General features: G+C 69.2%; 18 protein-coding genes. 11 read left to right on the forward strand and 7 right to left on the reverse strand.

The window, feature by feature from the left end; genetic code table 11:
• Positions 1–90 precede the first annotated feature (90 nt).
• Both sbnA and ACLJRM_RS05340 read right to left on the reverse strand, forming a co-directional pair.
• Complete coding sequence (gene sbnA, locus ACLJRM_RS05335; RefSeq protein ID WP_101607068.1) at positions 91–1,098, reverse strand: 2,3-diaminopropionate biosynthesis protein SbnA; 1,008 nt, start codon at positions 1,096–1,098, stop codon at positions 91–93.
• A 13-nt stretch (positions 1,099–1,111) separates the two neighbouring features.
• On the reverse strand, positions 1,112–1,327 hold the full coding sequence (locus ACLJRM_RS05340) for an MbtH family protein (protein ID WP_101607067.1): 216 nt from the start codon (positions 1,325–1,327) through the stop codon (positions 1,112–1,114).
• A gap of 179 nt (positions 1,328–1,506) precedes the next feature.
• Here ACLJRM_RS05340 and ACLJRM_RS05345 point away from each other — a divergent pair, with 179 nt between their 5' ends.
• From ACLJRM_RS05345 to ACLJRM_RS05370, 6 genes are all read left to right on the forward strand, one after another.
• Positions 1,507–2,496 (forward strand): TauD/TfdA family dioxygenase, encoded by a 990-nt coding sequence (locus ACLJRM_RS05345; protein ID WP_233224191.1) that lies wholly within the window; start codon positions 1,507–1,509, stop codon positions 2,494–2,496.
• A gap of 22 nt (positions 2,497–2,518) precedes the next feature.
• Positions 2,519–8,827 carry an amino acid adenylation domain-containing protein gene (locus tag ACLJRM_RS05350; protein WP_410662447.1) on the forward strand — a complete coding sequence of 2,103 codons (6,309 nt, stop codon included), beginning with the start codon at positions 2,519–2,521 and terminating at the stop codon, positions 8,825–8,827.
• The gene (locus tag ACLJRM_RS05355) at positions 8,824–10,320 is read left to right on the forward strand and encodes an amino acid adenylation domain-containing protein (protein ID WP_410662448.1); all 1,497 of its coding nucleotides are present in this window, start codon (positions 8,824–8,826) and stop codon (positions 10,318–10,320) included. The genes ACLJRM_RS05350 and ACLJRM_RS05355 overlap by 4 nt, the downstream gene beginning before the upstream one ends.
• A complete protein-coding gene (locus tag ACLJRM_RS05360) occupies positions 10,317–10,553 on the forward strand; it encodes a phosphopantetheine-binding protein (RefSeq protein ID WP_410598222.1) in 237 nt (78 codons plus the stop codon). The genes ACLJRM_RS05355 and ACLJRM_RS05360 overlap by 4 nt, the downstream gene beginning before the upstream one ends.
• 72 nt (positions 10,554–10,625) lie before the next feature.
• Entirely contained in the window at positions 10,626–11,129 is a 504-nt protein-coding gene (locus tag ACLJRM_RS05365; RefSeq protein WP_410662449.1) for a tetratricopeptide repeat protein, read from the forward strand.
• Between the two features lie 58 nt (positions 11,130–11,187).
• Positions 11,188–12,180 (forward strand): hypothetical protein, encoded by a 993-nt coding sequence (locus tag ACLJRM_RS05370; protein ID WP_101607062.1) that lies wholly within the window; start codon positions 11,188–11,190, stop codon positions 12,178–12,180.
• A gap of 6 nt (positions 12,181–12,186) precedes the next feature.
• Here ACLJRM_RS05370 and ACLJRM_RS05375 read toward each other — a convergent pair whose 3' ends face one another.
• Positions 12,187–12,417: a hypothetical protein gene (locus ACLJRM_RS05375; protein WP_101607061.1), complete on the reverse strand. Its 231-nt coding sequence runs from the start codon at positions 12,415–12,417 to the stop codon at positions 12,187–12,189.
• Positions 12,418–12,554: 137 nt separating this feature from the next.
• Between ACLJRM_RS05375 and ACLJRM_RS05380 the strand changes: the two genes are divergently transcribed.
• Positions 12,555–14,819, forward strand: coding sequence for a hypothetical protein (locus tag ACLJRM_RS05380; protein ID WP_410662450.1), 2,265 nt, complete (start codon positions 12,555–12,557; stop codon positions 14,817–14,819).
• A gap of 6 nt (positions 14,820–14,825) precedes the next feature.
• Here the strand turns inward: ACLJRM_RS05380 and ACLJRM_RS05385 are convergent, their stop codons facing one another.
• Positions 14,826–15,614 carry an alpha/beta fold hydrolase gene (locus ACLJRM_RS05385; RefSeq protein ID WP_101607059.1) on the reverse strand — a complete coding sequence of 263 codons (789 nt, stop codon included), beginning with the start codon at positions 15,612–15,614 and terminating at the stop codon, positions 14,826–14,828.
• 65 nt (positions 15,615–15,679) lie between these two features.
• On the opposite strand from ACLJRM_RS05385, the gene ACLJRM_RS05390 reads away from it, so the two are divergent.
• Positions 15,680–16,366 carry a GntR family transcriptional regulator gene (locus tag ACLJRM_RS05390; RefSeq protein WP_101607058.1) on the forward strand — a complete coding sequence of 229 codons (687 nt, stop codon included), beginning with the start codon at positions 15,680–15,682 and terminating at the stop codon, positions 16,364–16,366.
• Between the two features lie 147 nt (positions 16,367–16,513).
• On the opposite strand, the gene ACLJRM_RS05395 is transcribed toward ACLJRM_RS05390, so the two are convergent.
• A complete protein-coding gene (locus tag ACLJRM_RS05395) occupies positions 16,514–16,882 on the reverse strand; it encodes a hypothetical protein (RefSeq protein WP_410662451.1) in 369 nt (122 codons plus the stop codon).
• A gap of 656 nt (positions 16,883–17,538) precedes the next feature.
• On the opposite strand from ACLJRM_RS05395, the gene ACLJRM_RS05400 reads away from it, so the two are divergent.
• On the forward strand, positions 17,539–18,018 hold the full coding sequence (locus ACLJRM_RS05400) for a DinB family protein (protein ID WP_410662452.1): 480 nt from the start codon (positions 17,539–17,541) through the stop codon (positions 18,016–18,018).
• Positions 18,019–18,027: 9 nt separating this feature from the next.
• On the opposite strand, the gene ACLJRM_RS05405 is transcribed toward ACLJRM_RS05400, so the two are convergent.
• Together ACLJRM_RS05405 and ACLJRM_RS05410 are read right to left on the reverse strand one after the other, a co-directional pair.
• Entirely contained in the window at positions 18,028–19,524 is a 1,497-nt protein-coding gene (locus ACLJRM_RS05405) for a cryptochrome/photolyase family protein (protein ID WP_410662453.1), read from the reverse strand.
• Positions 19,525–19,619: 95 nt separating this feature from the next.
• Complete coding sequence (locus ACLJRM_RS05410; RefSeq protein ID WP_410662454.1) at positions 19,620–20,495, reverse strand: MerR family transcriptional regulator; 876 nt, start codon at positions 20,493–20,495, stop codon at positions 19,620–19,622.
• Positions 20,496–21,239: 744 nt separating this feature from the next.
• Between ACLJRM_RS05410 and ACLJRM_RS05415 the strand changes: the two genes are divergently transcribed.
• Positions 21,240–21,680, forward strand: coding sequence for a hypothetical protein (locus ACLJRM_RS05415; protein ID WP_146044453.1), 441 nt, complete (start codon positions 21,240–21,242; stop codon positions 21,678–21,680).
• A gap of 167 nt (positions 21,681–21,847) precedes the next feature.
• Positions 21,848–22,270, forward strand: coding sequence for a hypothetical protein (locus ACLJRM_RS05420; RefSeq protein ID WP_410662455.1), 423 nt, complete (start codon positions 21,848–21,850; stop codon positions 22,268–22,270).
• Positions 22,271–22,442 lie beyond the last annotated feature (172 nt).

Genomic DNA, 22,442 nt, shown 5'->3' on the forward strand with positions numbered 1-22,442 from the left:
GTCGCGAAAGCCACTTTCGCGACATCAGACGTCCCGAAAGTGGCTTTCGCGACACGGCCGTAGGCATCACGGACAGCCGGGCGCCGTGCCCTACCCCTCGACCAGGACCCGCGTCAGCCCTTCCAGCGGCACCTCGCCGAAGTGGGTCGAGACCCACGCGTCGTTGTAGATCGTGTCGAGGTATCGCTCACCGCGGTCGGGCAGGACGATCGCGCAGGTGGCGCCGGGCGGCACCCGGTCGCGCAGGCTGTCCACGGCCGCGACCACCGCGCCGGACGAACCGCCCGCGAGGATCGCTTCCCGCGCGGCGAGCCGACGGCAGCCGCGGACGCTGTCCACGTCGGCGACGTGCACGACCAGGTCGGCCAGGTCGTCCGCGTGGTGACCGGGGCGGACGGCGGCGCCGTGTCCCGGGATCAGCCGGGGCCCTGGCGAGTCGGCGAAGATGGCGCTGCCCGCGGCGTCCACGGCCACGATCGTCACCGGCAGGTCGTTGGCCCGGGCGTACTCGGCGCAGCCGCGCAACGTCCCGCAGGAACTGGTGGCGCAGAACAGGAAGTCCAGTCCGCCCGGCACCTGTTCGACGATCTCGCGCATGGTGGTGTGGTGCGCCAGCGGGTTCCCCGGGTTGGAGTACTGGTCCGGCCAGTAGGCGTGCTCGAGGCATTCGGTCAGTTCCCGGATGCGGCGGATGCGGACCGGCAGGTAGTCACCGGTGATCGGATCGGCCTCTTCGATCATCTCGACCTCGGCGCCCAGCGCCCGCATGATCGCGAGATTCTGCTTGCTGGTCCGGGGATCCACCACGCAGATGAAGCGGATCCCGAAGTACCGGCACACCTGGGCCATCCCGATGCCCAGGTTGCCCGAGCTGGACTCGACCACCACCGAGCGCCCCGGGACGAGCCGTCCGGCCCGGACCTCACCGGCCAGCATGGACAGCGCCGCTCGGTCTTTGCTGCTCCCGCCGGGGTTGTGGCCTTCCAGTTTGGCGAACAGCCGGAACCCCGCCGACGGGTAGAGCTTGGTCAGTTCGACCAGCGGTGTCGCGCCGATCGTGGACAGCACGCCCGCCGGTCCGTCTTCAGTCAGGTCCATGGATTTGGCCGGCTCAGCCGGCTGTCGGGTCCAGTTGCCGACGCAGGCTCAGTGGCCGCATGTCGGTCCACACCTCGCCGATGTGGGCGAGGCACTCTTCACGACCGCCCCGCGTGCCCTCGGCGTTCCAGCCTGCCGGCAGTTCCCTGTCGGCCAGCCAGATCGAGTACTGCTCCTCGTCGTTGACGACGACCAGGTACGCACGCTGGTCGGTCTGCTCCTCGGGCATGGGTGTCTCCTGGAAGTCACTGTCGCGCCCGGTTGTCGGGTCGGCGGCAGGTCGAGCCTGCCCGCGAGGGCGCGTGCGGCTGCAGAGAAGAACACGCAGAACCTCAGGCACGCCGGTGCGCCCCGCGCTACCCGTCATTCTCTTCTGGGCACCCGGAACCACCGGACACGATGTCGGGCATGACCGCTGGACCGTCCATTTCCGCGACAAACGAGTCTTCCGGGCAGGAGCGAGCCCTGCCCTGCGTGGTGACTCCCGGCCAGGGTGAGGCCAAGGGCGCCGCCTCCCTCGAGGCGCACCGCCCCCTGATCCGGAACCGGCTGCTCGAACACGGCGCCGTGCTGCTGCGCGGGTTCGGCATCGACGACGTGGACGGGTTCGACGCCACCGTCCGCACGCTGGCGGGCCCGCCGCTGACCTACCACGAGCGGTCCTCTCCCCGCAGCACGATCAAGGGGCAGGTGTACACCTCGACGGACTATCCGGAAGCCGAGGAGATCTTCCTGCACAACGAGAACTCCTATCAGGCCGCCTGGCCGCTGAGCCTGTTCTTCTACTGCGTTTCCCCGCCGACCACCCTCGGCGCCACGCCGCTCGCCGACACCCGGCGGGTCCTCGCGTCGATCGACCCCGAGGTGCGGGCGGAGTTCGAGGCGCGCGGCTGGATGGTGGTGCGCAACTTCACCGAGTCGTTCGGCCTGCCGTGGCAGCAGACGTTCAACACCACCGACCGCGAACAGGTCACGGCCTACTGCGCGAAGAACGGTGTCGAGACCGAATGGCTCGACGGGAACGGGCTGCGCACCAGGGCCCGGCGCCGGGCCGTGCACGAGCACCCGGTCACGGGCGAGGCCGTGTGGTTCAACCACCTCACGTTCTTCCACGTCACGACGCTGGCCGAGGACGTCTGCATGGGGCTGCGCGCCATGCTCGCCGAGGAAGACCTGCCGACCAACACCTACTACGGCGACGGCGGCACCATTCCCGACGAGGTCGTCGCGCACCTGCGGGACCGCTATCGCGCCGCGTCCCGGCGTTTCGACTGGCAGCGCGGTGACGTGCTGATGGTCGACAACATGCTTTCCTCGCACGGCCGGGAACCGTTCACCGGTCCCAGGAAGATCGCCGTGGCCATGGCCGAGCCGTCGACCGGCGAAAACGGTCAGTAGTACCGGACACGAAAGGCTGGCCATGGTGGAAAGCGGTGGCGTCCACCCGCTGTCGTCGTCGCAGGAACAGCTGTGGTTCATCGACGAGCTGCGTGCGAACGCGGCCATCGAGCACCTGCTGTCCGCGACCCTCCGCTTGCGCGGCGTCCTCGACGTCGGGGCGCTGGCAGCAGCGCTCACGAGGATCGCTGCCAGGCACGCGGTACTGCGGTCCCGGTTCGACATGGTGGACGGGACGGCGGTGCAGATCATCACCGATCCGGCACCCGTCGAACTGTCCGGTGTGGACATCTCGGGCCTGCCGATCGCGGACCGCGAAGCGCGCTTGCGGGAGCTCCGGCTGGGCGACCTGCGCACCCCGATCGACCTGCGCACGGAGCCTCCGTGGCGGCTCACGCTGGTCCGGTGGGCCGACGACGACGCCGTCCTGCTGATCGCCGTGCACCACATCGCCTTCGACGGCTTGTCCTGGAGTGTGCTGGCCGACGAACTCGACGCGTTCTACGGATCGGCGACACTGCCCGAACCGGCTCTCCAGCACCACGAGGCGCTGCGCCGCCGCGAGCCGGGCACCACCGATAGCGGTCTCGCGTACTGGACCGACCGGCTGTCCGGGCTCAGCCCGCTCGAACTGCCCACCGATCGCGCCCGGCCGTCGAAGTGGGTGGCCGACGGCGACTGCGTCGACCTCGTCGTGCCGCCGGATCTGGCGGATCGCCTGCGTGACCTGGGCCGGGCCCACCGCGCGACGCCGTTCATGGTTTACCTCGCCGCCTACCAGCTCCTGCTCGCCCGCTATTCGGGACAGGACGACGTCGCGGTCGGGGTTTCGGTCTCCACCCGGCGCCGGGACGAGCTGCCGCTGATCGGCATGTTCCTCAACACGCTGGTCCTGCGCGGCGACCTGTCCGGCGAACCGTCCTTTGTGGAGTTGCTGGCGCAGGCGAGGAAGACCGCGCTCGAGGCGTACGCGCATCAGGACGTACCGTTCGACCAGGTCATCACCCATCTGGAGCCGGAACGGGACCCGTCGCGGAACCCGGTGTTCCAGGCCGGTATCGCGTGGTACGACGCCCGGCGGCGGCCCTATCGGCTGCCCGGGCTCGACGTCACGCTCTGCCCGCCTCTGTGGGCCAGCTCGGCTTTCGACCTGTCGCTGCACTTGGCCCAGTTCGCCGACGGCTCGGTGCACGGCCAGCTCATCTACCCGACGAGCCTGTTCGACCGGGCCCGGGTCGAGCGGATGGCCGCCAACTACGTGCGGCTGCTCGCAGAGATCACCGCCTCGCCGGAGGATCCGGTGCACGCGCTCGAACTGGTCGGCGAGTCCGAACAGGACCGGCTGCGTTCCTTCGGCACGGCGACGGCGGAGGCGGCCGAGCACTCGCTGCCGGAGCTGTTCTTCGCGCAGGCCGCGCGATCCCCCGGGGCCGTGGCCGTACTGTCCGATGTGGACGAACTGACCTATGGCGAGCTCGCCGCCCGCGTCGGTGCCCTCGCCGGCTATCTCCGCAGCCTCGGAGTCGGCACGGAGACCCCTGTCGGCGTCGCCATGGACCGCGGCACCGACCTGGCCGTCGCGCTGCTGGCGATCCTCACCGCCGGTGCCACCTACGTCCCGCTGCCGCCGGACCATCCGGCCGAACGCCTCCGCCAGGTCGTCGCCGACACCGGCATCGCCCTGGTGCTGTCACATTCCACAGTGGACGTCCACCTGCCGGAGTCCCTCACGCGGATCGACCTGGACGCGCACCGGGACGCCATCGCGCCCCACTCCCTCGTCGATCGCCCGGCCATCCACGGCGCGCAGATCGCCTACGTCGTGCACACCTCGGGATCCACGGGCAGGCCCAAGGGTGTCGCCGTCACACACGACGGAATCCGCAACCGGGTCCTGTGGTCGGTTCGCAACCAGCTCACGGCCACCGATCGTGTCCTGCAGAAGACCACGATCGGGTTCGACGCCTCGATGTGGGAGCTGCTGACCCCGTTCGTCGCCGGGGCCACCCTGGTCATGGCGCCGCCCGGCGCCCACCGGGACCCCGCCGCGATGGCCGGGGCGATCACCCGCCACGGCGCCACGGTCCTGCAACTCGTCCCGTCGATCCTGCGTCTGCTGCTCGACGAGCCCGGATTCGCCGAATGCACCTCGCTGCGCCTGGTCTGTTCGGCGGGTGAGGCGCTGCCGGTGTCGCTGTGCCGCCGGTTGACCGAGCTGCTCGACGTGGAGGTCGACAACACCTACGGCCCCACCGAATGCGCCATCGACGTGACCGCGGGGCGCTACCGGCCCGACGAGCAGGCAGGGACCGTGCCCATCGGCACACCGCTGTCCAACACGCGGGTGTTCGTCGTGGACGACGCGGACCGGCTCGTGCCGATCGGCGTACCGGGCGAGCTGTGCGTCAGCGGTGTCGGCCTCGCCCGGGGCTACGCCGATCGTCCCGGCCAGACCGCCCGGCAGTTCACCCCGCATCCGTACCCCTCGGTGCCGGGCGAACGCTGGTACCGCACCGGCGATCTGGCCCGCTGGCGCGAAGACGGCACCCTGGAGTACGCGGGCCGTGTCGACCACCAGGTCAAGATCAACGGCGTGCGGATCGAACCCGCCGAGATCGAAGCCGTCCTGTGCACGCATCCGGACATCACGGCCGCCGCCGTCATCCCCCACCGGTCCCCGGCCGGAGACACCACTCTCGTCGCCTATGCGGTGTCCACCAACGGAACCACGCCGGCGGACCTGAGCGAGCATCTGGCCACCCGGCTGCCGTCGCCCATGATCCCACCGGCCATCCACCTCCTCGGCGCGCTCCCCTTGGGCCCCAACGGCAAGCTGGACCGTGCCGCGCTACCCGCGCCGGACGGCCCGGAGTCCACATCGGACGATCACACGGCGCCGAGGACCCCGTCCGAGGAATTCGTCGCCGCCGCCATGGCCGAGTTGCTCGGTGTCGAGCGCGTCGACGTCCGCGCCGATTTCTTCGCCCTCGGCGGGCACTCGCTGCTGGCCATCCGGCTCGTGCTGAAGCTCCGGCGTGAGTTCGGTGGCGAGCTGACGGTCGGCGAACTGTTCGACGACCGGACCGTCGAGCGCCTCGCCGCCCGGCTCGACGCGAACACCACGGGCACCGCCGTCGCGGCGATCCGGCCGGTCCCCCGGGACGGCGACGGCCTGCCGTTGTCGTTCGCCCAGCAGCGGATGTGGTTCCTCGACCAGCTCGACCCGGGCAGCGTCGAGTACCTCATCCCGTTGGCGCTGCGGCTTTCCGGCCCGCTTTCCGTCGACGCGTTCCAGCGCGCGCTGGACCGGCTCGCCGAGCGGCACGAGGTACTGCGCACCCGCTACGTCGGCCAGGGCGGCGAGCCCGTGCAGATCGTCGACCCGCCGGGGCCGGTGGCGTTCCGCCTCGTCGACCTGACCGGCAGGCCCGAAGAGGCCCGAGAGCTGCTGGACCAGGTGTCCGGCAGGCCGTTCGACCTCGAGCGCGAGCATCCGCTGCGGGTCACCGTGGTCCGGGTGGCCGCGGACGAGCACCTCGTCGCGCTGACCCTGCACCACATCGCCTTCGACGCGTGGTCGATGGACATCCTGTTCCGCGACCTGAACGCCGCCCACGGCGGGCCGCTGCCCATCCAGTACGCGGACTTCGCCGCCTGGCAACGATCCGCACAGTCCACTCAGGACATGGCCGGTCAGCTCCGGTACTGGCTGGACCGGCTGGCCGGGCTCACCCCGGTCGAGCTGACCACCGACCGCCCGCGCCCGGCACAGCGTGACCCGCGCGGGGACACGGTGGCGGTCACCGTCCCGGTGCCGGTGGCCAAGGCGGTGACCGACCTGGCCGCCCGGCAGGGCGCCACTCCGTTCATGACCCTGCTGGCCGCGTTCCAGGTGCTGCTCGGCCGCTACACCGGCCGCACCGACGTCTCGGTCGGCACCCCGGTCGCGGGCCGGACGCGGCAGGAAACCGAAGAACTGCTGGGGTTCTTCACCAACACGTTGGTCCTCCGGGCCGATCTGGCCGGTGAGCCGACCTTCACCGAACTGCTCGATCAGGTGCGCCGCGGCTGCACCGACGCGTTCGCTCACCAGGACGTGCCGTTCGAGCACCTCGTCGACGCGCTGCAGCCGGATCGGGACCTTTCCAGGAACCCGCTGTTCCAGATCATGTTCGAGCTGGAGCACCTGGAGAACCGGCCGGACACCCTGTGCGGCACCGCCGTGCAGCGGATCCCCTCCGGCACCCCGGTGGCCAAGTTCGACCTCATCGTGTCCGTCCAGCAGCGGGACGGCGGCGAGCTGCGCTGTGTCTTCGAGTACGCGACCAGCCTGTTCGACCGGACGACCGTCGAGCGGATGGCCGGGCACTACCTGCACCTGCTGGCGAGCATCGGTACCGCTCCGGACCGGAGGCTGGCCGAGCTGGACGTCCTCGGTGACGACGAGCGCAGGCGGCTGCTGAGCGACTGGCCCGCCCCGGAGCGCGATCGGCTGGCGACGCTCGATCCCGCGGAAGAGCACCCGATGTGCCTGCCCGAACTGGTCGAGCGACAGGCGGCGCTGCGTCCCGACGCGATCGCCGTCGTCTCCGGCACGCGGCAGCTGACCTACGCCGAACTGAACGCACGGGCCAACCGGTTCGCGCGGCTGTTGCGGACGCGCGGGGCCGGGCCGGAGACCGTCGTCGGCGTGTGCCTGGAACGATCACTCGACGCCGTGGTGGTCCTGCTGGGCGTGCTCAAATCCGGCGGGGTGTACGCCCCGTTCGACCCGCGGCATCCCGCGGAACGGCTGGACTTCATGCTGACCGACGCCGGTGCCCGGGTCGTGGTGACCACTCCGGAGTTCGCCGGCCGGTTCGGCGACCGCGAAGTGGTGGCCGTCGACGGCGAACCGGCGGACTGGCCCACCGAAGACGACAACCTGATGCCCCGGCCGGACCCGCGTTCGCTGGCGTACATCATCTACACCTCCGGTTCGACCGGGCGGCCCAAGGGCGTCTTGATCGAACACCGGTCCTACGCCCACCACTGCCGGGTGATCGCGGACGCCTACACCATCGGCTCCGACGACCGCGTCGTCCTGCTGTCCGCGCTGACCTTCGACGTGGCCATGGACCAGATCGGCGCCACACTGCTCACCGGCGCGACGATCGTGGTGAGCGACCCGGAGTCCTGGACCCCGGCCGAGCTTCCGGCCCGGCTGGCCGAGTACGGCGTGACGATCATCGACACCGCGCCCGCTTACTACCGCGAGGCGATGCGCTACGGCCCGGAGCTGCTGGCGGGACTGCGGTTGATGAACGTCGGCGCCGACGTGGTCACGGTCGACGACGCGCAGCAGTGGGCGGCGACCGGACACCCGGGGCGGTTCCTGTGCAGCTACGGGCCGACCGAGGCGACCATCTGTTCCCTGCTGTACCCGGTGTCCGGTGACCTCGACGGGCAGCAGGGCGGTGCCGCGATGCCGATCGGACGGCCGGTCGCGGGCACCCGTGCCTACATTGTGGACGCCGATCTCCGCCCGGTGCCGACCGGCGTGCCCGGGGAACTCTGCCTCGGCGGCGTGCGGCTGGCCCGCGGGTACCACCACCGCGCCGCCCTCACCGCCGAACGGTTCGTCCCGGACCCGTTCGGCCCGACGGGGGCACGGCTGTACCGCACCGGGGACCTGGTCCGGTATCGCCGGGACGGGGCGATCGAGTTCCTCGGGCGGATCGACCACCAGGTCAAGATCCGCGGGTTGCGCGTCGAACTCGGCGAGATCGAGGCTGCCCTGCTGCGGCATCCGGACGTGGACTCGGCCGTAGTGGTCACCACGGCGGGCCCGGCAGGTGACCAGCTGCTGGCCGCCTACGTCGCCGGCGAGCCCACCGCCGCGGCGTTGCGCGAACACCTGCGTGCGCTGCTGCCGGAGTACATGGTCCCGGCGCGCTGGGCGATCCTCGCCGCCCTGCCGATGACGGCGAGCGGGAAGGTCGATCGAAAGGCCTTGCCCTCGGCGGAACCGGTCGCGTCCGGAGCCGGACCGGCCGAGGCGCCGCGTGACCCGGCGGAGCAGCTCATCGCCGATATCTGGCGCGAGGTGCTCGGGGTGGACCGGGTCGGCTTGACGGACGATTTCTTCGCGCTGGGCGGGCATTCCCTGCTGGCGACCCGGGTACTGGCCCAGCTGCGGCGCGCGTTCGCCGTGGAGCTTCCGCTGCGCCGCCTGTTCGAGGCCACCACGGTCGCCGAGCTGGCGCAAGCGGTGACGCGGGCGGTCGAGGACGAGATCACCGGGCTGTCCGACGCCGAGGTGGAACAACTCCTGGCCAGCGAGGCGACATGAGTTTCGTCGACGACGTCTGCGCACATTCTCCTGAGGCGGTCGCGATCCGCACCCCGGACGGTCAGCTGACCTACGGGGAGCTGACCGACCGGATCCAGCGGCTCGCCCAAGTACTGGCGGGCAACGGATTGGGACCGGAACAGGTCTGCGCCATCGCCGTCGAGCACGGTGTGGAAGCCGTGATCGCGATGGCCGCCGTGGCACGGGCTGGCGGCGCGTTCCTCGCCCTCGACGCCGACCTGCCCTCCGCTCGCCTCGACGCGATGTGCCGCACCGGCGGCGCGCGCATGCTGGTGACGACGACCGCGCTCGCCAAGCGGCTCACGCTGCCCATCACGGGTCCGGTCATCGCGATCGACCAGACCGTGCCGCCCGCCGAGGCGGTGCGCTTGCCCGAAGTCACGCCACGCACGCTCGCCTACGTCAGCCACACGTCCGGGTCGACCGGCGCGCCCAACGCCGTGCTGGTCGAACACGGCGGGCTGCGGTCGTACCTGCGCGCGATCGGCGCGGACAACGGATTGGGTCCGCGGACGGTCACGTTGCAGGTGGCCCCGATCGGTTACGACGCCTCGATCCGCGACGTGTTCGCGCCGCTCGTCGCCGGTGGCTGCGTGGTCCTCGTACCCCGCGCGAAACTGCTGCGACCGGACGAGTTCGCGGACACCGTGCGTACCTTCGGAGTCACCACGCTGCTCAGCGTGACCCCGTCGTTCCTCGGTTTCCTGGCCGGGCACGAGGCCGCCACGGCGGCGCTGCGGACGGTCGAACTGATCGTCTCGAGCGGGGAGTCGCTGTTGCCGTTCCTCGTTTCCGGTGGCCGGGGTCTGCTGCCGGGACGGCTGGTCAACCAGTACGGCCCGACCGAATGCACCATGACCTCGACCCGGTACCCCGTGCCCGGCGACCCGGTGACGGCGGCCGACCTGATCGGCACGCCGATCGACGGGGTTTCGGTGTGGCTGCTCGGCCCTGATCACCGTCCCGTCCCCGACGGGGCCACCGGTGAGGTCCACATCGGCGGCGTCGGCGTCGCCCGCGGCTATGGCGGGCGGCCCGGCCTGACCGCCGAACGGTTCGTCCCGGACCCGTTCGGCCCACCGGGGGCGCGGCTGTACCGCACCGGCGACCTTGCGCGCCGTCACGCCGACGGCAACCTCGTGTACCTGGGCCGGGCCGACCGGCAGCTCAAGATCCGTGGCTACCGCGTGGATCCGGCCGAGATCGAAGGCGCGCTGCTGTCCCATCCCGCCGTGACCGGCGCCGTCCTCACCGCGGACAAGGACGAACGCGGCAGGGTCGGCCTCACCGCGCATGTCGTGGGCGAACTGGACGGCGTGCCGGACACCGCGCTGCGCGCGCACCTGGCCGGATCACTGCCGCCGTACATGATGCCGCGCCGCTTCGTCCGCATCGCCAGCCTGCCCACCACCCACAGCGGCAAGACCGACCGGAAAGTGCTGACCCTCACCCAGGAGAACGGACCGCGATGACCACCACCCACGACCTGCCCGAGCTGATCGTGTCGCTGTACCGCGATTCCCTGGGCGACAACACCTTGGACGCCGACAGCGACTTCTTCGAGTCGAACGGGGACTCGCTGGCCGCCTTCCAGATCACCGCGGGCCTGCAGGACGCGCTCGGCATCGAGGTCTCGGTCGCCCTGGTCTTCGCGTACCCGTCGCCGGCGGACCTGGCGGCCGTGATCGCCTCGGACCAGGCATAGGAGCCACGGCACGGCTCCGAAGATCTGGGTACCCTCGAATCGACAACGTCTTTCACCGCCAGGGGAGGCAGCATGCCGGAAGACGATTCGATCCCAGCCCGCCAGGCCGCTGTCGACCTCGTCACCCGCCGCTTCGGCACCGACCACCGGGACACGCTGAAAGCCCGGAACCTGCTCGGTTTCGCCCTGCATCGCGCCGGCAGGCTGGAGGAAGCCGAACGGGAACTGCGCGCCGCGAACGACGACTGCACCCGCGTTCTCGGCCCGGCTGACGCGGAAACCCTGTTCGGCCAAAGCCTGCTGGCCTATCTTCTGCTCGATTCCGGCGACGTACGCGAGGCGACGCAACGGCAACGCGCGCTGGTCGAGGCCACGGCCACCGTTCTCGGTGAGCGCGACCCGGTCACCCTCGGCCGCCGCGTGAACCACGGTGTCCTGCTCTACCACCTCGGTCAACTGGACGTCGCCGAACGAGAACAGCGCACCACCCTGGAGCTCTGCGACGAAGTCCTCGGAGCCCGGCACCCGATCACCTCGAGCTGTCGCCGCAGCCTGCAGACGATCCAGGGGCATTGAGTCCACAGTGGACAAAACCCGTGAGTAACACGTCACCGGTGACAACCGACTGTGGGGCGTGACCCGACCAACCCGTTCTCCCGCCACCGCGGTCCTCCCTATCAGCGCGGCCTTCATCGTGCTCGTCGTGCTGGCCTTCAGTGACGAGTTCCTGGGCGCGTTCAACGACGAGCTGAAGCTGAACCACCGGTGGGATTGGCTGCTGGTTCCGATCGACTTCGTCATCCTCTCCGCCGTGCTGCTGGCGAAGAGATTGTTCCGGTGGAGAACCGGAGGCGCCAAAAGACGATCGATCTTGATCTGGTGGCTGGTCGGCGCCCTGATGACGTTAGGGCTCGACTTCCTCACCGCGGTCCTGGTCACTCCTCGGACTTCCGCCGCCGAGATGACGCGGCTGTGGCTCGATCTGGCCGTCTCCCCCGCCTATATCGCGGCGCTGGCGATCATCCTGTCCACTACGTTGAACGCCAGTCCGACCGTGTTCCTCAGCCAGAAGGTCCGGAACGACAACCCCGACGAGTGGGTTCGCGTCCGGACGGCGATCCCTCTTCTGATCGGCACACTCTTCGCCTACCTCGCCACCACGTGGTGGGAGTACCAGCTCGACGGCGACGTCGATCAAGAGTTCTTCGCACAGATGAGCCAGGTGATCGTGCTGCTCATCGTCGCCTTGGGGGTCGAGGTGGGCTTCTTCCGCGACGCGGCGACAGATCCCGGCCAACGGCCGACCGTCGTGTTCGCCGTGTTCATCTTGAGCCTCGGCGAGGTGATGGCGCTCTCCGCGCTGGTCCCGCTGCCCGAGGCAGTCCCCGGATGGCACGCGTACGCGGCGTTCGTGATCGTCATCGAAGCGTCGCTCGTCGCGCTCGCAACCATGCTCTGGGTCCTGCTCGACCGCACCCCACGCCCCACCGAACCACCACCGGGCAAAGTGGTGATCATCGAGCCGCCGAAGACCACCGGCAAATCGGATCCGGTCGCGCTCGTCGGGCTCGGGTTCGGGATCGCGGTCGTCGTCGCGCTGGCGCTCGGACGTCGCAAGAAAAACTAGGCGGCTTCACTGAGTACGCTGCGATCGGGACCGGCGCCCTTCGATCTCGAGAACGCGGAGGGCGTGCGCGCTCGTGGTGATCCTGCTGCTCGCACGAAGGCGGATGATCTGGGTGACGATCACCTTCAGCACCACGAGGACCAGCCCGGTGAGCACGATGGCGATCACGCACCACATCGGCAGTATTCCGGACAGGCCCGCGATTCCGGCGGTAGAGGCGGACGGCGTGAAGCCCATGACCACCACCTTTCGGTTCGTTCGTGACCGGGTGGTCCGGTCACGAACTCCACGATGCCGGTGCGCGCCTCGCCGGTCAGCGGATCCACGCACACGATCACGACCCGCACGATGGATGGACGAGGAAAGCTGAGCCGATGGCGGATCCGGGCATCGCGGACGAACAGTTGCGAGCACTGCTGGGCACCTTGAAGACCCGCAGCAGCCTCACCTACGTGGACTTGGCCAAACTTGCGTCGTGCAGTCACGGAGCCGCGCAGAAGTACGTGACCAAACCTGGTCATGAGCGGGGCGAGAGCACGCTCAAAGCGCTGCTGACCGCCCTGGGCGCCGACGACGTCGAACGCGCGGAGGCGCTTCGCCTGCTGAAGCTCACGCGACCGGATCACCGCGACCCGGCTCAAGTCACCTTCGCGTCGGCCGCGGCGGCGGCCGAGTGCACGGTCTGGGAGATGGAACGATTCACCCCGGCTGAGGCGACCGTGCACACCGCGATCGACCGCGGCGCGTACGTCCCCGGACGACATCACGCCGTGACACCGCCGCCCTATGTGCCGAGAGTCCACGACACGGCACTGCGCGCGGACATCGCCGCTGCCGCTGCCGGTGATCTCTCGGCGCTGATCGTGGTGCGCGGTGACTCCTCGACCGGGAAGACCCGATCACTCCACGAGGCCGTGCACGCCTTATGCCCCGACTGGGCAGTCGTAAGACCTCGCTCGGCGGCCGCGCTGCGCGGTCTCGCGGCCTCCGGCCTGGTGAACCGCCGGCCGTGCGTGCTGTGGCTCAACGACCTGCGGAAGTTCCTCGGCTCCGACGGCACCGGACTGTCGCTCGACGTCCTGCGCGACCTGCTCGCCGTCCGGCGGACCCGCCCGGTGGTGGCGGTCGGCTCCTTGTGGGCGGAAACCCTGCGGGACGCCATCGCGGAGGAAGACCGGCACAGCGACAACATCGACCTTCTCACCACCGACAACGAATGGGTGCGCTGGCACGACGTCCCGTCCGATCTGCTCACCTCCGAACGCGTCAGCGCCCGGGAACTCGCCACGGGCAGCCGAGACGCCCGCCTCGACGAAGCCCTCGCCGACCGCGACCGTGTCGGATTCGCGCAGACTCTCGCCGGTGCCTACGAACTGTTGCAGCGCTATACGAACGCACCCCACCGGCTGAACCGGCTCGTCCTCGACGCCGCGGCCGACTCACACCGCCTCGGCCACACCCACGCGCTGTCCGCTCCCCTGCTGCGCGATATCGCCATCGGGTGGTGGCGGGAAGAACGCGGCCGGACCAGCCCGCCCGACGGCTGGTTCGACGACGCCCTCGCCTACGCCACCAAACCCTTCCGCTCCACGCAAGGCGTCCAAGCCCTCATCCCTCTCGACGACGCCGCGGGCTACGACCTCGCCGACTATCTCGATCAGCACTTGCAACGCGTCCGGCTCAAGATCCCGCCTCCCGCCGCCTTCTGGGAGGCCTGCCTCACCCACGCTCCCGTTGCTCAGGCCCATCACCTGGGCAAACGGGCCTATCAGCGTCTTCTCTACGGTCACGCGATCGGGCTCCAGCGCCGCGCGGCGGACGACGGTGACGTGTGCGCCCTGGCCGAATGGGCGGCGATCCTGCGCGTACGGGACGATCTCGACGCCCTCACGGCCCTGTCGACCGAACGCGCGGAAGGCTGCGTGTTCCTGCAACTCGCTCGCCTGCACGCGCGGCGCCGCACTGCCGGCCCGGCGAAACGTGCCTGGCACCAAGCGGGCGCCGCCGATCGCCTCGGCCAGGCCGATGCGGTCCTCGCCGACATCGGCAAGCTGGATCCACAGTGGACGGCTCAGCAGTGGCGTGACCTGACCACGGCCGGTTCGATCCGGCCGTACCGATTGATCACGAAACTCGCCGAACTCGGACTCGTGTCCGAGGCGATCGCGGAGTGCAGAGAACTCCTCGGCCAGGATCCCGCCGCTCCCCAGCTTCTCCTTACCCTCCAGGGCAAGGCGGGAGACGACGGCGCCGGCATCCCCCCTGGCCCACCGTCAGGCGACATCAGGTCGGTCGCCGCCCGCTTGCACGCGGACGGCGATCTGACCAAGTTGCGCAGGCACAGCGAGGCACACCCGGACAAGGTCGTGCGACGGCACCTGACCGAGTTGCTCTTGACGGTCGATCGAGAGGACGAAGCGCGAGAACTGGCCGAGACGTCCCGCGCGGCCAGCCGCACCTACGCCGCGTTTCTCACCCGCCAGGCCCGATGGCGGGAACTGGGCAGGATGATCGCCGAAGGCAACAACGAGGCCAGCACGAATCTGCGCCTCCACCTCAACGGTGATCAGGAACTGGACGACACGGCACTCCTGATCAAGCACCACGGTCTCGACACGGACGGGACGATCGCGGGGTAGGCCCGTTCAGCCGACCTGGGCGACCAGATCACGCACCGTCGCCAGGGTTTCGTCGGGATGGTCGAGGTGCACGCTGTGCGTCGCCCCCGGCCAGCACTCGACCCGCCCGCCGAACGCGGCGGCGAGACGCTCGTGGGAACGCCGCATCGCGCTGTCCGGCTTGCGGTCCGCGGTCACCACCACGGCAGGCAGGCTGGGCAGCTCCGCCCCTTGCAGGTCCTTCGCCAGCACCGAGATGCCGCGGACCGCCCGGGCCAGCATCGGCGCGTCCAGGTCGCCCGTCCGCACGAACGCGGCCTCGCAGTCGGGCCGGAGTTCCTGACGTCGCGCGGCCCGGACGACGGCAGCGTGCACCACGCGGGGCAGGACGCTACGCAGCACGGGAACCGTCGAGACCGAACCGAGCACGCCTATCCCGCGTTCCAGACCGGCGCAGGTCCGGGGATCGTCGATGGGTGTCGGGTCGAGCAGGACCAGACCGGCGACCTTCTCGGGGTGCGCGCGGGCAAGCAGGACCGCCACGGCGCCGCCGAGGCTCTGGCCGACGACCACGACCGGGCCGCAGTCCAGGCTGTCGATGAGCGCGCTCAGGTGGGCGGCGGCGTCCGCCAGCGCCCCCTCGACCGTCGAGGTGCCGGTGCCCGGCCGGTCGTGCACGATCACCCGGCAGCCCGGATCGGCGAGAAGCCCCTCGACCAGACCGGGAAAGAAACCTTCGCAGGCCTCGGCGCCACCGGGCAGCAGCAGTACCGGCTGCCCGGACTCGCCATGGACGCGGACCCCGTCGATCTCCATCAGCGCTCCTCGTGTTCGAGGTATTGTTGCACAATCATACCGAAAACTGTGACGCAAGGAGAGCCATGGCGGGGAGTCCGAACCGTGCGCAGGCCGCCCCGGAGCGGATCGCCGCGGCCCTGCGCGGAGAACTGCTCGAAGGCGTTCATCCGGTCGGCACCCGCTTCCGCGAAGAGGTGCTGGCCGAACGCTTCGACGTCGGCAGGCACACGATCCGTTCGGCCATCCAACTGCTCACCGAGCGCGGGCTGGTCGTGCACGAACGCCACCGGGGCGCCGTCGTCGCCCCGCTGAGCAGGCGGCGGATCGACGAGGTCTTCGACTACCGCAAGGTGCTCGAACTCGGCGCGCTGCGCATGGCACAGGACAAGGGCGCCGACCTGAGCCCGGTGCTCGCCGAGGTCGAGCGCCTGGAGGAACTGGCCGGACGGTCCCCCGCCCCGTCCTGGCGCGAGCTGACCGGGGTGCACGGCGCCGTCCACCGGGCGATCGTCGCGGCGGCGGGCAACCGGCGCCTGCTGGACGACTTCCGGCGCTGCGAGGACGAGATCCGGCTGCTGCTCACCTTCGTCCGGCCGGATTTCGACGCCGCGCACCTGGCCGCTGTCCACCGCGAGCTGGTCGAAAAGCTCCGGCAGGGCGGGAAAACCGCCGCCGACGCGCTGACCGAGGACATCGACGACGGTGGCCGGGCCGCTCTGCTGACAGCCTTGCACCGGGCCGAAGAGAGCGCCCGGCTGCTCGGGCATTGATCACGGCGTGACCGAGATCGGAGCCGGCATGTGCAGGGCCGGGTCGCCAAGGGCCCCTTGCCTACCTTGAAAGTAGTGATGGAGGCCTTCACCGACCGGACCTCCGATCAGCCGAAGCCAGAATCCAGTAGGGCCACTCACGAGGCCTTAGAGCCGGATGATGGACTTGCTGTTGCAGTTGGTCGGGGTGGAGCAGGCCTTCACCGTCAGCTGCTTCCAGCCGCTCGGCAACCTGACCAAGCCATGGAACACCCCATCGTTGACGTGGACGATGCTGGTCTGACTCGGCGGGGACACGATGAACTGTGCGATGAGGGCCGCAGTCGGCGAGTTGTCGGTCAACGTGGTGAACAGCTCTCCCGGACCGATGGTGGCCTGGACGCTTTGCACCGCGCATCCGAGCGGGCTGCACACCTCCAGCGACGTGGTCGGCGTGGCGGAGGCGGTGCCCGCCAATCCGGCGAAACCGAGCGCCAGCACACCGGCGACCGTCGTGGCCCGAACAAGAAACTTCATGATCACTCCCCAGTGATTGTCGAGCCACCGAGGCTAAGTACCACCGCTACCCGCGCGATAAATATTCACTAAGGACCGAAAAGCCCTTTTCCCACGCGAAACGTGAGAAGGGGGCTTCAGCGGTGATCGTCAGGAGACGACCCCTACGCAAGTAGTCGACTACGTGCGAAGGGGTGTGTGGAAATAGGGACGTTGAGTGTCCCTATTTCCACACAGCCCACCACGATCGGACCAGTGACGGCCGGACTGTGTGGATTTTGGGCGTTAGATGACCCAAAATCCACACAGTCCGCGAATCGCCACTCACGACCCCTACCAAGTAGTCGACTACCTGCGTAGGGCCCCAAGTACATGAAGGCCCCTTTCACTACCTTGTGATCGCCACGGCCGCCACTTTCGCCCCACACGCACCAACAGCCACAGCGGCCGCGCGCGAAGGCCCCTTCCCCTCGGCTCAGCCAAGGAAACTGGACCCTCACACCTTCCCAAGTACGTGATGGCCCCCTTCCTTGCGCTAGACGCAAGGAAGGGGGCCATCACGTACTTCAAGCGGCCACGGCGCCGGTACCGAGCCGGCTGGGGGTGGTCGTGAGTGGCGATTCGGGTTAGAACGACCTCTCTGCGAAACTTACGCAAAACCAGGATCAGGAGGCTCAATGAGCTCGTTCGCTGTACCGCTGGACGACGAACGCACCCAACTCGAAGCCTTCATCGAGGAATACCGCGGCGCCATCGAAGCGACTCTCGACGGTCTCACCGAAGAACAGGCCCGCCGTCGGCTCGTCCCGTCGGCGACGACGCTGCTAGGACTGCTCAAGCACGTCACGTGGATGCAGCGGGTGTGGTTCGAAGAGTGCGTCGGCGGAACGTCCCGCCAGGAGCTCGGCCTGGTGCGGAATCCGGACGAATCCTTCCGGCTCTCGGACGAAGACACCGTCGCTTCGATCACGGCGGCTCACCGGGAAGCCTGCGCCACGGCCAGGACGACGGTCGCGGACCTGCCACTGGACACCGTCGTGACCGGTCACCGGACCGGGCCGCGCACGCTCCGCTGGGTGTACCTGCAGGTTTTGCGGGAGCTGGCCCACCACTGCGGACACGCCGACATCCTGCGCGAACAGGTACTCGCCGCCTGAACCGTCCTCTCAAAACCGCTCTCGCCGGCTTTCCCTCGCCACGACGTCGGGAAGGTCCGCCAGTCTGCGGAGGCCATTGAGCGGCTGGCGCATCCGCGGATTGCCCCGGAGCCGATCGGCGTTGCGGTCGAGGAAAGCCCAATAACCGGCGGTGAACGGGCAGGCGTCGGCGCCCACGCGTTTCTTCGGGTCGTAGGTGCATCCGCCGCAGTGGTCGCTCATGCGGTGGATGTAGGCACCGCCCGCCGCGTACGGCTTGGTGCCGACGATTCCCCCGTCGGCGTATTGGCTCATCCCGACCACGTTCGCAGGCATGACCCAGGGGAAGCCGTCGACGAACGCGGTGGCGAACCAGCCGGTGAGCTCGGCCGGGTCGTAGCCGCGCTGCAGGGCGTGGTTGCCCAGCACCATGAGCCGCTCGATGTGGTGGGCGTAACCGCGATCCCGCACCCCGGCGAGCGCGGTGCGGAGACAAGCCGCCTCGACCGAGTCGGCGTCGAGTTCCCGCCACCACCGCGGCAGCTTCCGGTGGGCGCGGAGTTCGTTCTTCTTGAGGTAATCCGGCCCCAGATGCCAGTAGAGATGCCAGATCCATTCCCGCCAGCCGAGGATCTGCCGGACGAAGCCTTCGACACTCGCCAGCGGCGCGGCGCCGGACCAATGCCTTTCCTCGGCACGACGGACGACGTCGAGCGGATCGAGCAGGCCGAGGTTCAGCGGCACCGACAGCAGTGCGTGCGACATCGCCCAGTCCGCGCTGAGCATGGCGTCCTGGTGAGGACCGAAAGTGGCCAGCCGGTGGTCCAGGAACCGGTCCAACGCCTGCTCCGCTTCGGCCCGGCTGACGGCGAAAAGGCGTGGACCGTCGACACCGACAGGATGGATGTCGCCGTCTCGTTCCGCCCTGTCGAGGTCCGCGCGGACCTGCTCGTCCACTTCGTCCTCGGCCGGGAAAAAGGGCGCGGCGACGGGCAAAGTCGATCGCCCCGGCGGGGGACGCCGGTTGTCGTGGTCGAAATTCCATTTCCCGCCCGCCGGAGCACCGTCCGGTTCGAGCAGGACGCCGAACCGCCGGCGCTGGTCACGATAGAAGTCCTCCATCACGAACCGCGGCCGATCCGCCGCCCAGGTCGCGAAGTCCTTTTTGGACCGTACGAATCCCGGTGTCGGCAAGACTTCCCCGACCAGGCCTTGATCCCGCAGACGCCGGACGAGCCCTTCGGCGGCATGCGACCCGGGTTCGTGCACCACTACGGGTCTTCCGAGCCGACGCAGCCCTTCCGCGTAGGTCGGCGCGTCGACGATCCGGGCCCGGTCGCCGAGATCCGCCGCGAGCCGCCGGATTCCCGCTGCGACCAAGTGGATCTTCTGCCGATGGAACGGGCGGCGCGCGAAAGCCGCGGTCGAGCGGATCAGCACCACCTCGCGGTCCCGGTTTACGGCCGTGCCGTGAAAATGCGGCCCCAGCTGATCACCGAAGAGCCACAACGGTTCGGGTCCGCCCACGCCAACTCCCGTTTATCGATTCACAATCGATGCGATTCTAGCCTCGCTCGGGAGTCCCTTCAGCGCGACACGAGCCACGATCGAGTGTGCGAAGCTCAGGCCTTCGACCGTTCGGCGGCGAGATCCAGCGCGCCCGCCAGATCGTCGACCCAGGGGGCGCCGCGGACGTCGAGCCCCTTCCAGCCCGGCCCCGCGACCGCGACGGCGAAACCCTTGCGCTGCAAGCGCCGGCAAAGCAGGAGGTCGACGGTCGCCGGGGACATCGACCACAGCACGACGAGCGCCGGTCCGAGCCTGGCGACCATCCCGGCCGTGGTCGCCGCGGGCACCATGTGGCCGAGATAGACGGCGGGGATGCCGGTCTCCGCCAACGACGCGCGCAGGACTTCGACAGGCAGGCTGTGACGCTCCCCCGGGCAGCAGGCGATGAGCACGGAGCGATCCGCCCGGACACCGGCGAACCGGGCGACGTAGCGCTGGAGCGCGAAAGACACCTCGGTGGTGAGCGCCCACTCGGCCTCGAAGCACACGTCACCCCGGAGCCAGCGCCCGCCGAGGTTCCGGAGGATCGGCAACAGCACCTCGGTCCACATCTTCGCCGCGCCCATCGCGTCGAGCGTTTCGTCCAGCAAGGCCGCGATGGCGGGGAATTCGAGGTTTTCCGAAGCCTGCTCGAGTTCGCCGACCCGCCGATCCGGGGAAACCTCGGGAAGGGCTTCGTCCACGCCGGAGAAAACGGCCGCCGCCGCCTCGCGCGCCCGGATACCGCGACCGATCAACCGCTGCATGTGCTGGAGTCTGCGGACGTCGGCGTCGGAATAGCGGCGATGACGCCCTTCCGCCCGCAACGACGGGCCGACGCCGTACCGGGACGCCCAGGTCCGGAGGGTCACCGGAGAAACCCCCAGCTCCTCGGCCACCATCCCGGGAGTCCACGCCCCCGCGTCGGCACTCATCTCGTCGACGTCCATCAACACCTCACGAATTCAGGTGTAGTCCTCCCCGCACGGGTGTGCACACCGTGATCAGCTTACGAGACTCCACGCGAGTGAGTACCCGGCGGCGCCTCGGCTCGACCGGGAGGGGCCGGTTCCACCAGGGCGCCACCGGGCTCACGGACCCGGCGCGAGGGGGAGGGTGGCCGGGCCCGCAGGGTGACCGAACGGCACGTCACCCTCGTTCACTGGTGGTCGTCTTCGAAGTGCGGGCGATCCAAAACGATACACCAGATATGCAACGGTTGCGAATCGAATCTGGGCGTATCGAAAAGCGACATCAGATGTCGTATTCGCTTTGGTACTTCTCGAGGATCGAAGAGGTCCGCCCCTGCATTCGCTCCCTGGCACGGTCCCGGGCGATCTCTGCGATCTCCGCCGCGCGGGAGAAGTGTTCGAAGGCCTTGGCGCGTATCTCGTCGTGCACTTCGTCCCAGGCGTTCCAAAAAGCCCTGGAAGGGACCCAGATCCTCGGTCATCGTCGTCACCCTTCGGTTCACCTCTTCGCCGGCCCGCATTCGTGACCAGTGACAAATCGCCGTGCCGCGCCGGTTCGCGATTCGTGAGCCATGACGAAGACACGGCCATTCGTATGACGGCAGGATCGCCATGGTCACAGATTCGGAGCAACGCGGAAGCAGTGGAGGCGGATACGTGAAGAAAAGTCAGCCGGCCAGGTTTTTCCGACATTTCCTGACCCTACTGGGAGTAGTGCTCGCGATGGCCGTACTCGCGACCGGCGCGGCATCGGCATCGGCATCGGAGTCACGAGCCGCCACCAAGCATTTGATCTCCCAAACGATCACGAACGACGCCCGCGGTACGGCAGGCATCGCGGCCACGACCTGCACGGCGAACCTCACGACCCCGGTCCGGGCCGGCGCCTCCGAGGTGGCCAGCGACTACTCGGTCACCTGCGATCAGGAGGTCACGGGCATCGCGGGCTTCGTCGCGATCTTCCGGGGGAACGAAAGCGCCCCGCTGGGCAACACCGTCGACCAGTTCAATTTCGGGACGATGGGCGGCGGCGAGCAGATCAAGCGGCCGTGCGCCAGCGGCCTTCTCTACGCCGCGATGCGCGCGGTGGTCATCTTCAAGACGGGTGAGCCGAAGATGATCGACCGGACGTTCTTCACCCCCGCTGCCCGCATCGCCTGCTGAGCACGCGGTACCCGGCGGGGACCCCGCAGGTCCCCGCCCTGTGGTGCACATTCCGCCGCGTTCCGGAACGGAATTCGCGGAGCCGTAAGGTCTCCGAAAGGTCGGAACCCACACCGGAAAGCCGCCGTCGGATCGCCGATTCAGATCCCGCACGGAAGGCGAATCCGATGACCCATCCAGGCAGGCCCGACCACCAGAACGCTCCTCGGCACTTCGGCACGCCACTGCGGCCCGCCACCGTCAAACCCGGCGTCGCCATCGGGATCCTGATCGCCGTGATCGCACTGACCGCCTTCTGCGTCACCGGTTTCGCCGCGCCCGGATTCCTGCTCGGCAAGGGTTCCGGCCTCCTCCCGCCCGCTCCGTCGTCCAGCCCGGTCCCGACTTCCGCACCCACGAGCCGGACGAGCACCACGACCATCAGCCGCCCGACCCGCCCGAGGGTCACCGTCACCAGGCGTCCCGCCCCTCAACCGCCCGAGAAGGGGGTTCAGGTGATCACGGACTTCCTCGCCAAGATCGCCGTCGGCGACAAAGCGGGAGCGATCGCGCTGGCCTGCGAACAGCAGAAGAGGTTCATGGACGACTAGATCGATTCCCTGCTCCCGCCGGGCTCACGGGTCACGATCACCAAGACTGGCGGAACGTCCGGATTCGTCCTGGCAGACGTCGCCGGGACCGTCGAAAGCCGGCGGGCCAAGGGCACGGTGATCGCGGATCGCCGGGACGACGGCGATTTCTGCGTCACGACCTTCAGCATCC

Origin of the sequence: Amycolatopsis sp. lyj-84, from assembly GCF_046549075.1 — a bacterium.
Taxonomy (GTDB): domain Bacteria; phylum Actinomycetota; class Actinomycetes; order Mycobacteriales; family Pseudonocardiaceae; genus Amycolatopsis.

What these genes read in the sequence shown, in the direction of transcription:
- ACLJRM_RS05375 (WP_101607061.1), bottom strand. Translation starts at nt 12,417, where the DNA reads ATGGGCTTCACGCCGTCCGCCTCTACCGCCGGAATCGCGGGCCTGTCC.
- sbnA (WP_101607068.1), bottom strand. Translation starts at nt 1,098, where the DNA reads ATGGACCTGACTGAAGACGGACCGGCGGGCGTGCTGTCCACGATCGGC.
- ACLJRM_RS05400 (WP_410662452.1), top strand. Translation starts at nt 17,539, where the DNA reads ATGAGCTCGTTCGCTGTACCGCTGGACGACGAACGCACCCAACTCGAA.
- ACLJRM_RS05340 (WP_101607067.1), bottom strand. Translation starts at nt 1,327, where the DNA reads ATGCCCGAGGAGCAGACCGACCAGCGTGCGTACCTGGTCGTCGTCAAC.
- ACLJRM_RS05355 (WP_410662448.1), top strand. Translation starts at nt 8,824, where the DNA reads ATGAGTTTCGTCGACGACGTCTGCGCACATTCTCCTGAGGCGGTCGCG.
- ACLJRM_RS05390 (WP_101607058.1), top strand. Translation starts at nt 15,680, where the DNA reads ATGGCGGGGAGTCCGAACCGTGCGCAGGCCGCCCCGGAGCGGATCGCC.
- ACLJRM_RS05385 (WP_101607059.1), bottom strand. Translation starts at nt 15,614, where the DNA reads ATGGAGATCGACGGGGTCCGCGTCCATGGCGAGTCCGGGCAGCCGGTA.
- ACLJRM_RS05420 (WP_410662455.1), top strand. Translation starts at nt 21,848, where the DNA reads ATGACCCATCCAGGCAGGCCCGACCACCAGAACGCTCCTCGGCACTTC.
- ACLJRM_RS05410 (WP_410662454.1), bottom strand. Translation starts at nt 20,495, where the DNA reads ATGGACGTCGACGAGATGAGTGCCGACGCGGGGGCGTGGACTCCCGGG.
- ACLJRM_RS05415 (WP_146044453.1), top strand. Translation starts at nt 21,240, where the DNA reads ATGGCCGTACTCGCGACCGGCGCGGCATCGGCATCGGCATCGGAGTCA.
- ACLJRM_RS05395 (WP_410662451.1), bottom strand. Translation starts at nt 16,882, where the DNA reads ATGAAGTTTCTTGTTCGGGCCACGACGGTCGCCGGTGTGCTGGCGCTC.
- ACLJRM_RS05380 (WP_410662450.1), top strand. Translation starts at nt 12,555, where the DNA reads ATGGCGGATCCGGGCATCGCGGACGAACAGTTGCGAGCACTGCTGGGC.
- ACLJRM_RS05365 (WP_410662449.1), top strand. Translation starts at nt 10,626, where the DNA reads ATGCCGGAAGACGATTCGATCCCAGCCCGCCAGGCCGCTGTCGACCTC.
- ACLJRM_RS05350 (WP_410662447.1), top strand. Translation starts at nt 2,519, where the DNA reads ATGGTGGAAAGCGGTGGCGTCCACCCGCTGTCGTCGTCGCAGGAACAG.
- ACLJRM_RS05360 (WP_410598222.1), top strand. Translation starts at nt 10,317, where the DNA reads ATGACCACCACCCACGACCTGCCCGAGCTGATCGTGTCGCTGTACCGC.
- ACLJRM_RS05345 (WP_233224191.1), top strand. Translation starts at nt 1,507, where the DNA reads ATGACCGCTGGACCGTCCATTTCCGCGACAAACGAGTCTTCCGGGCAG.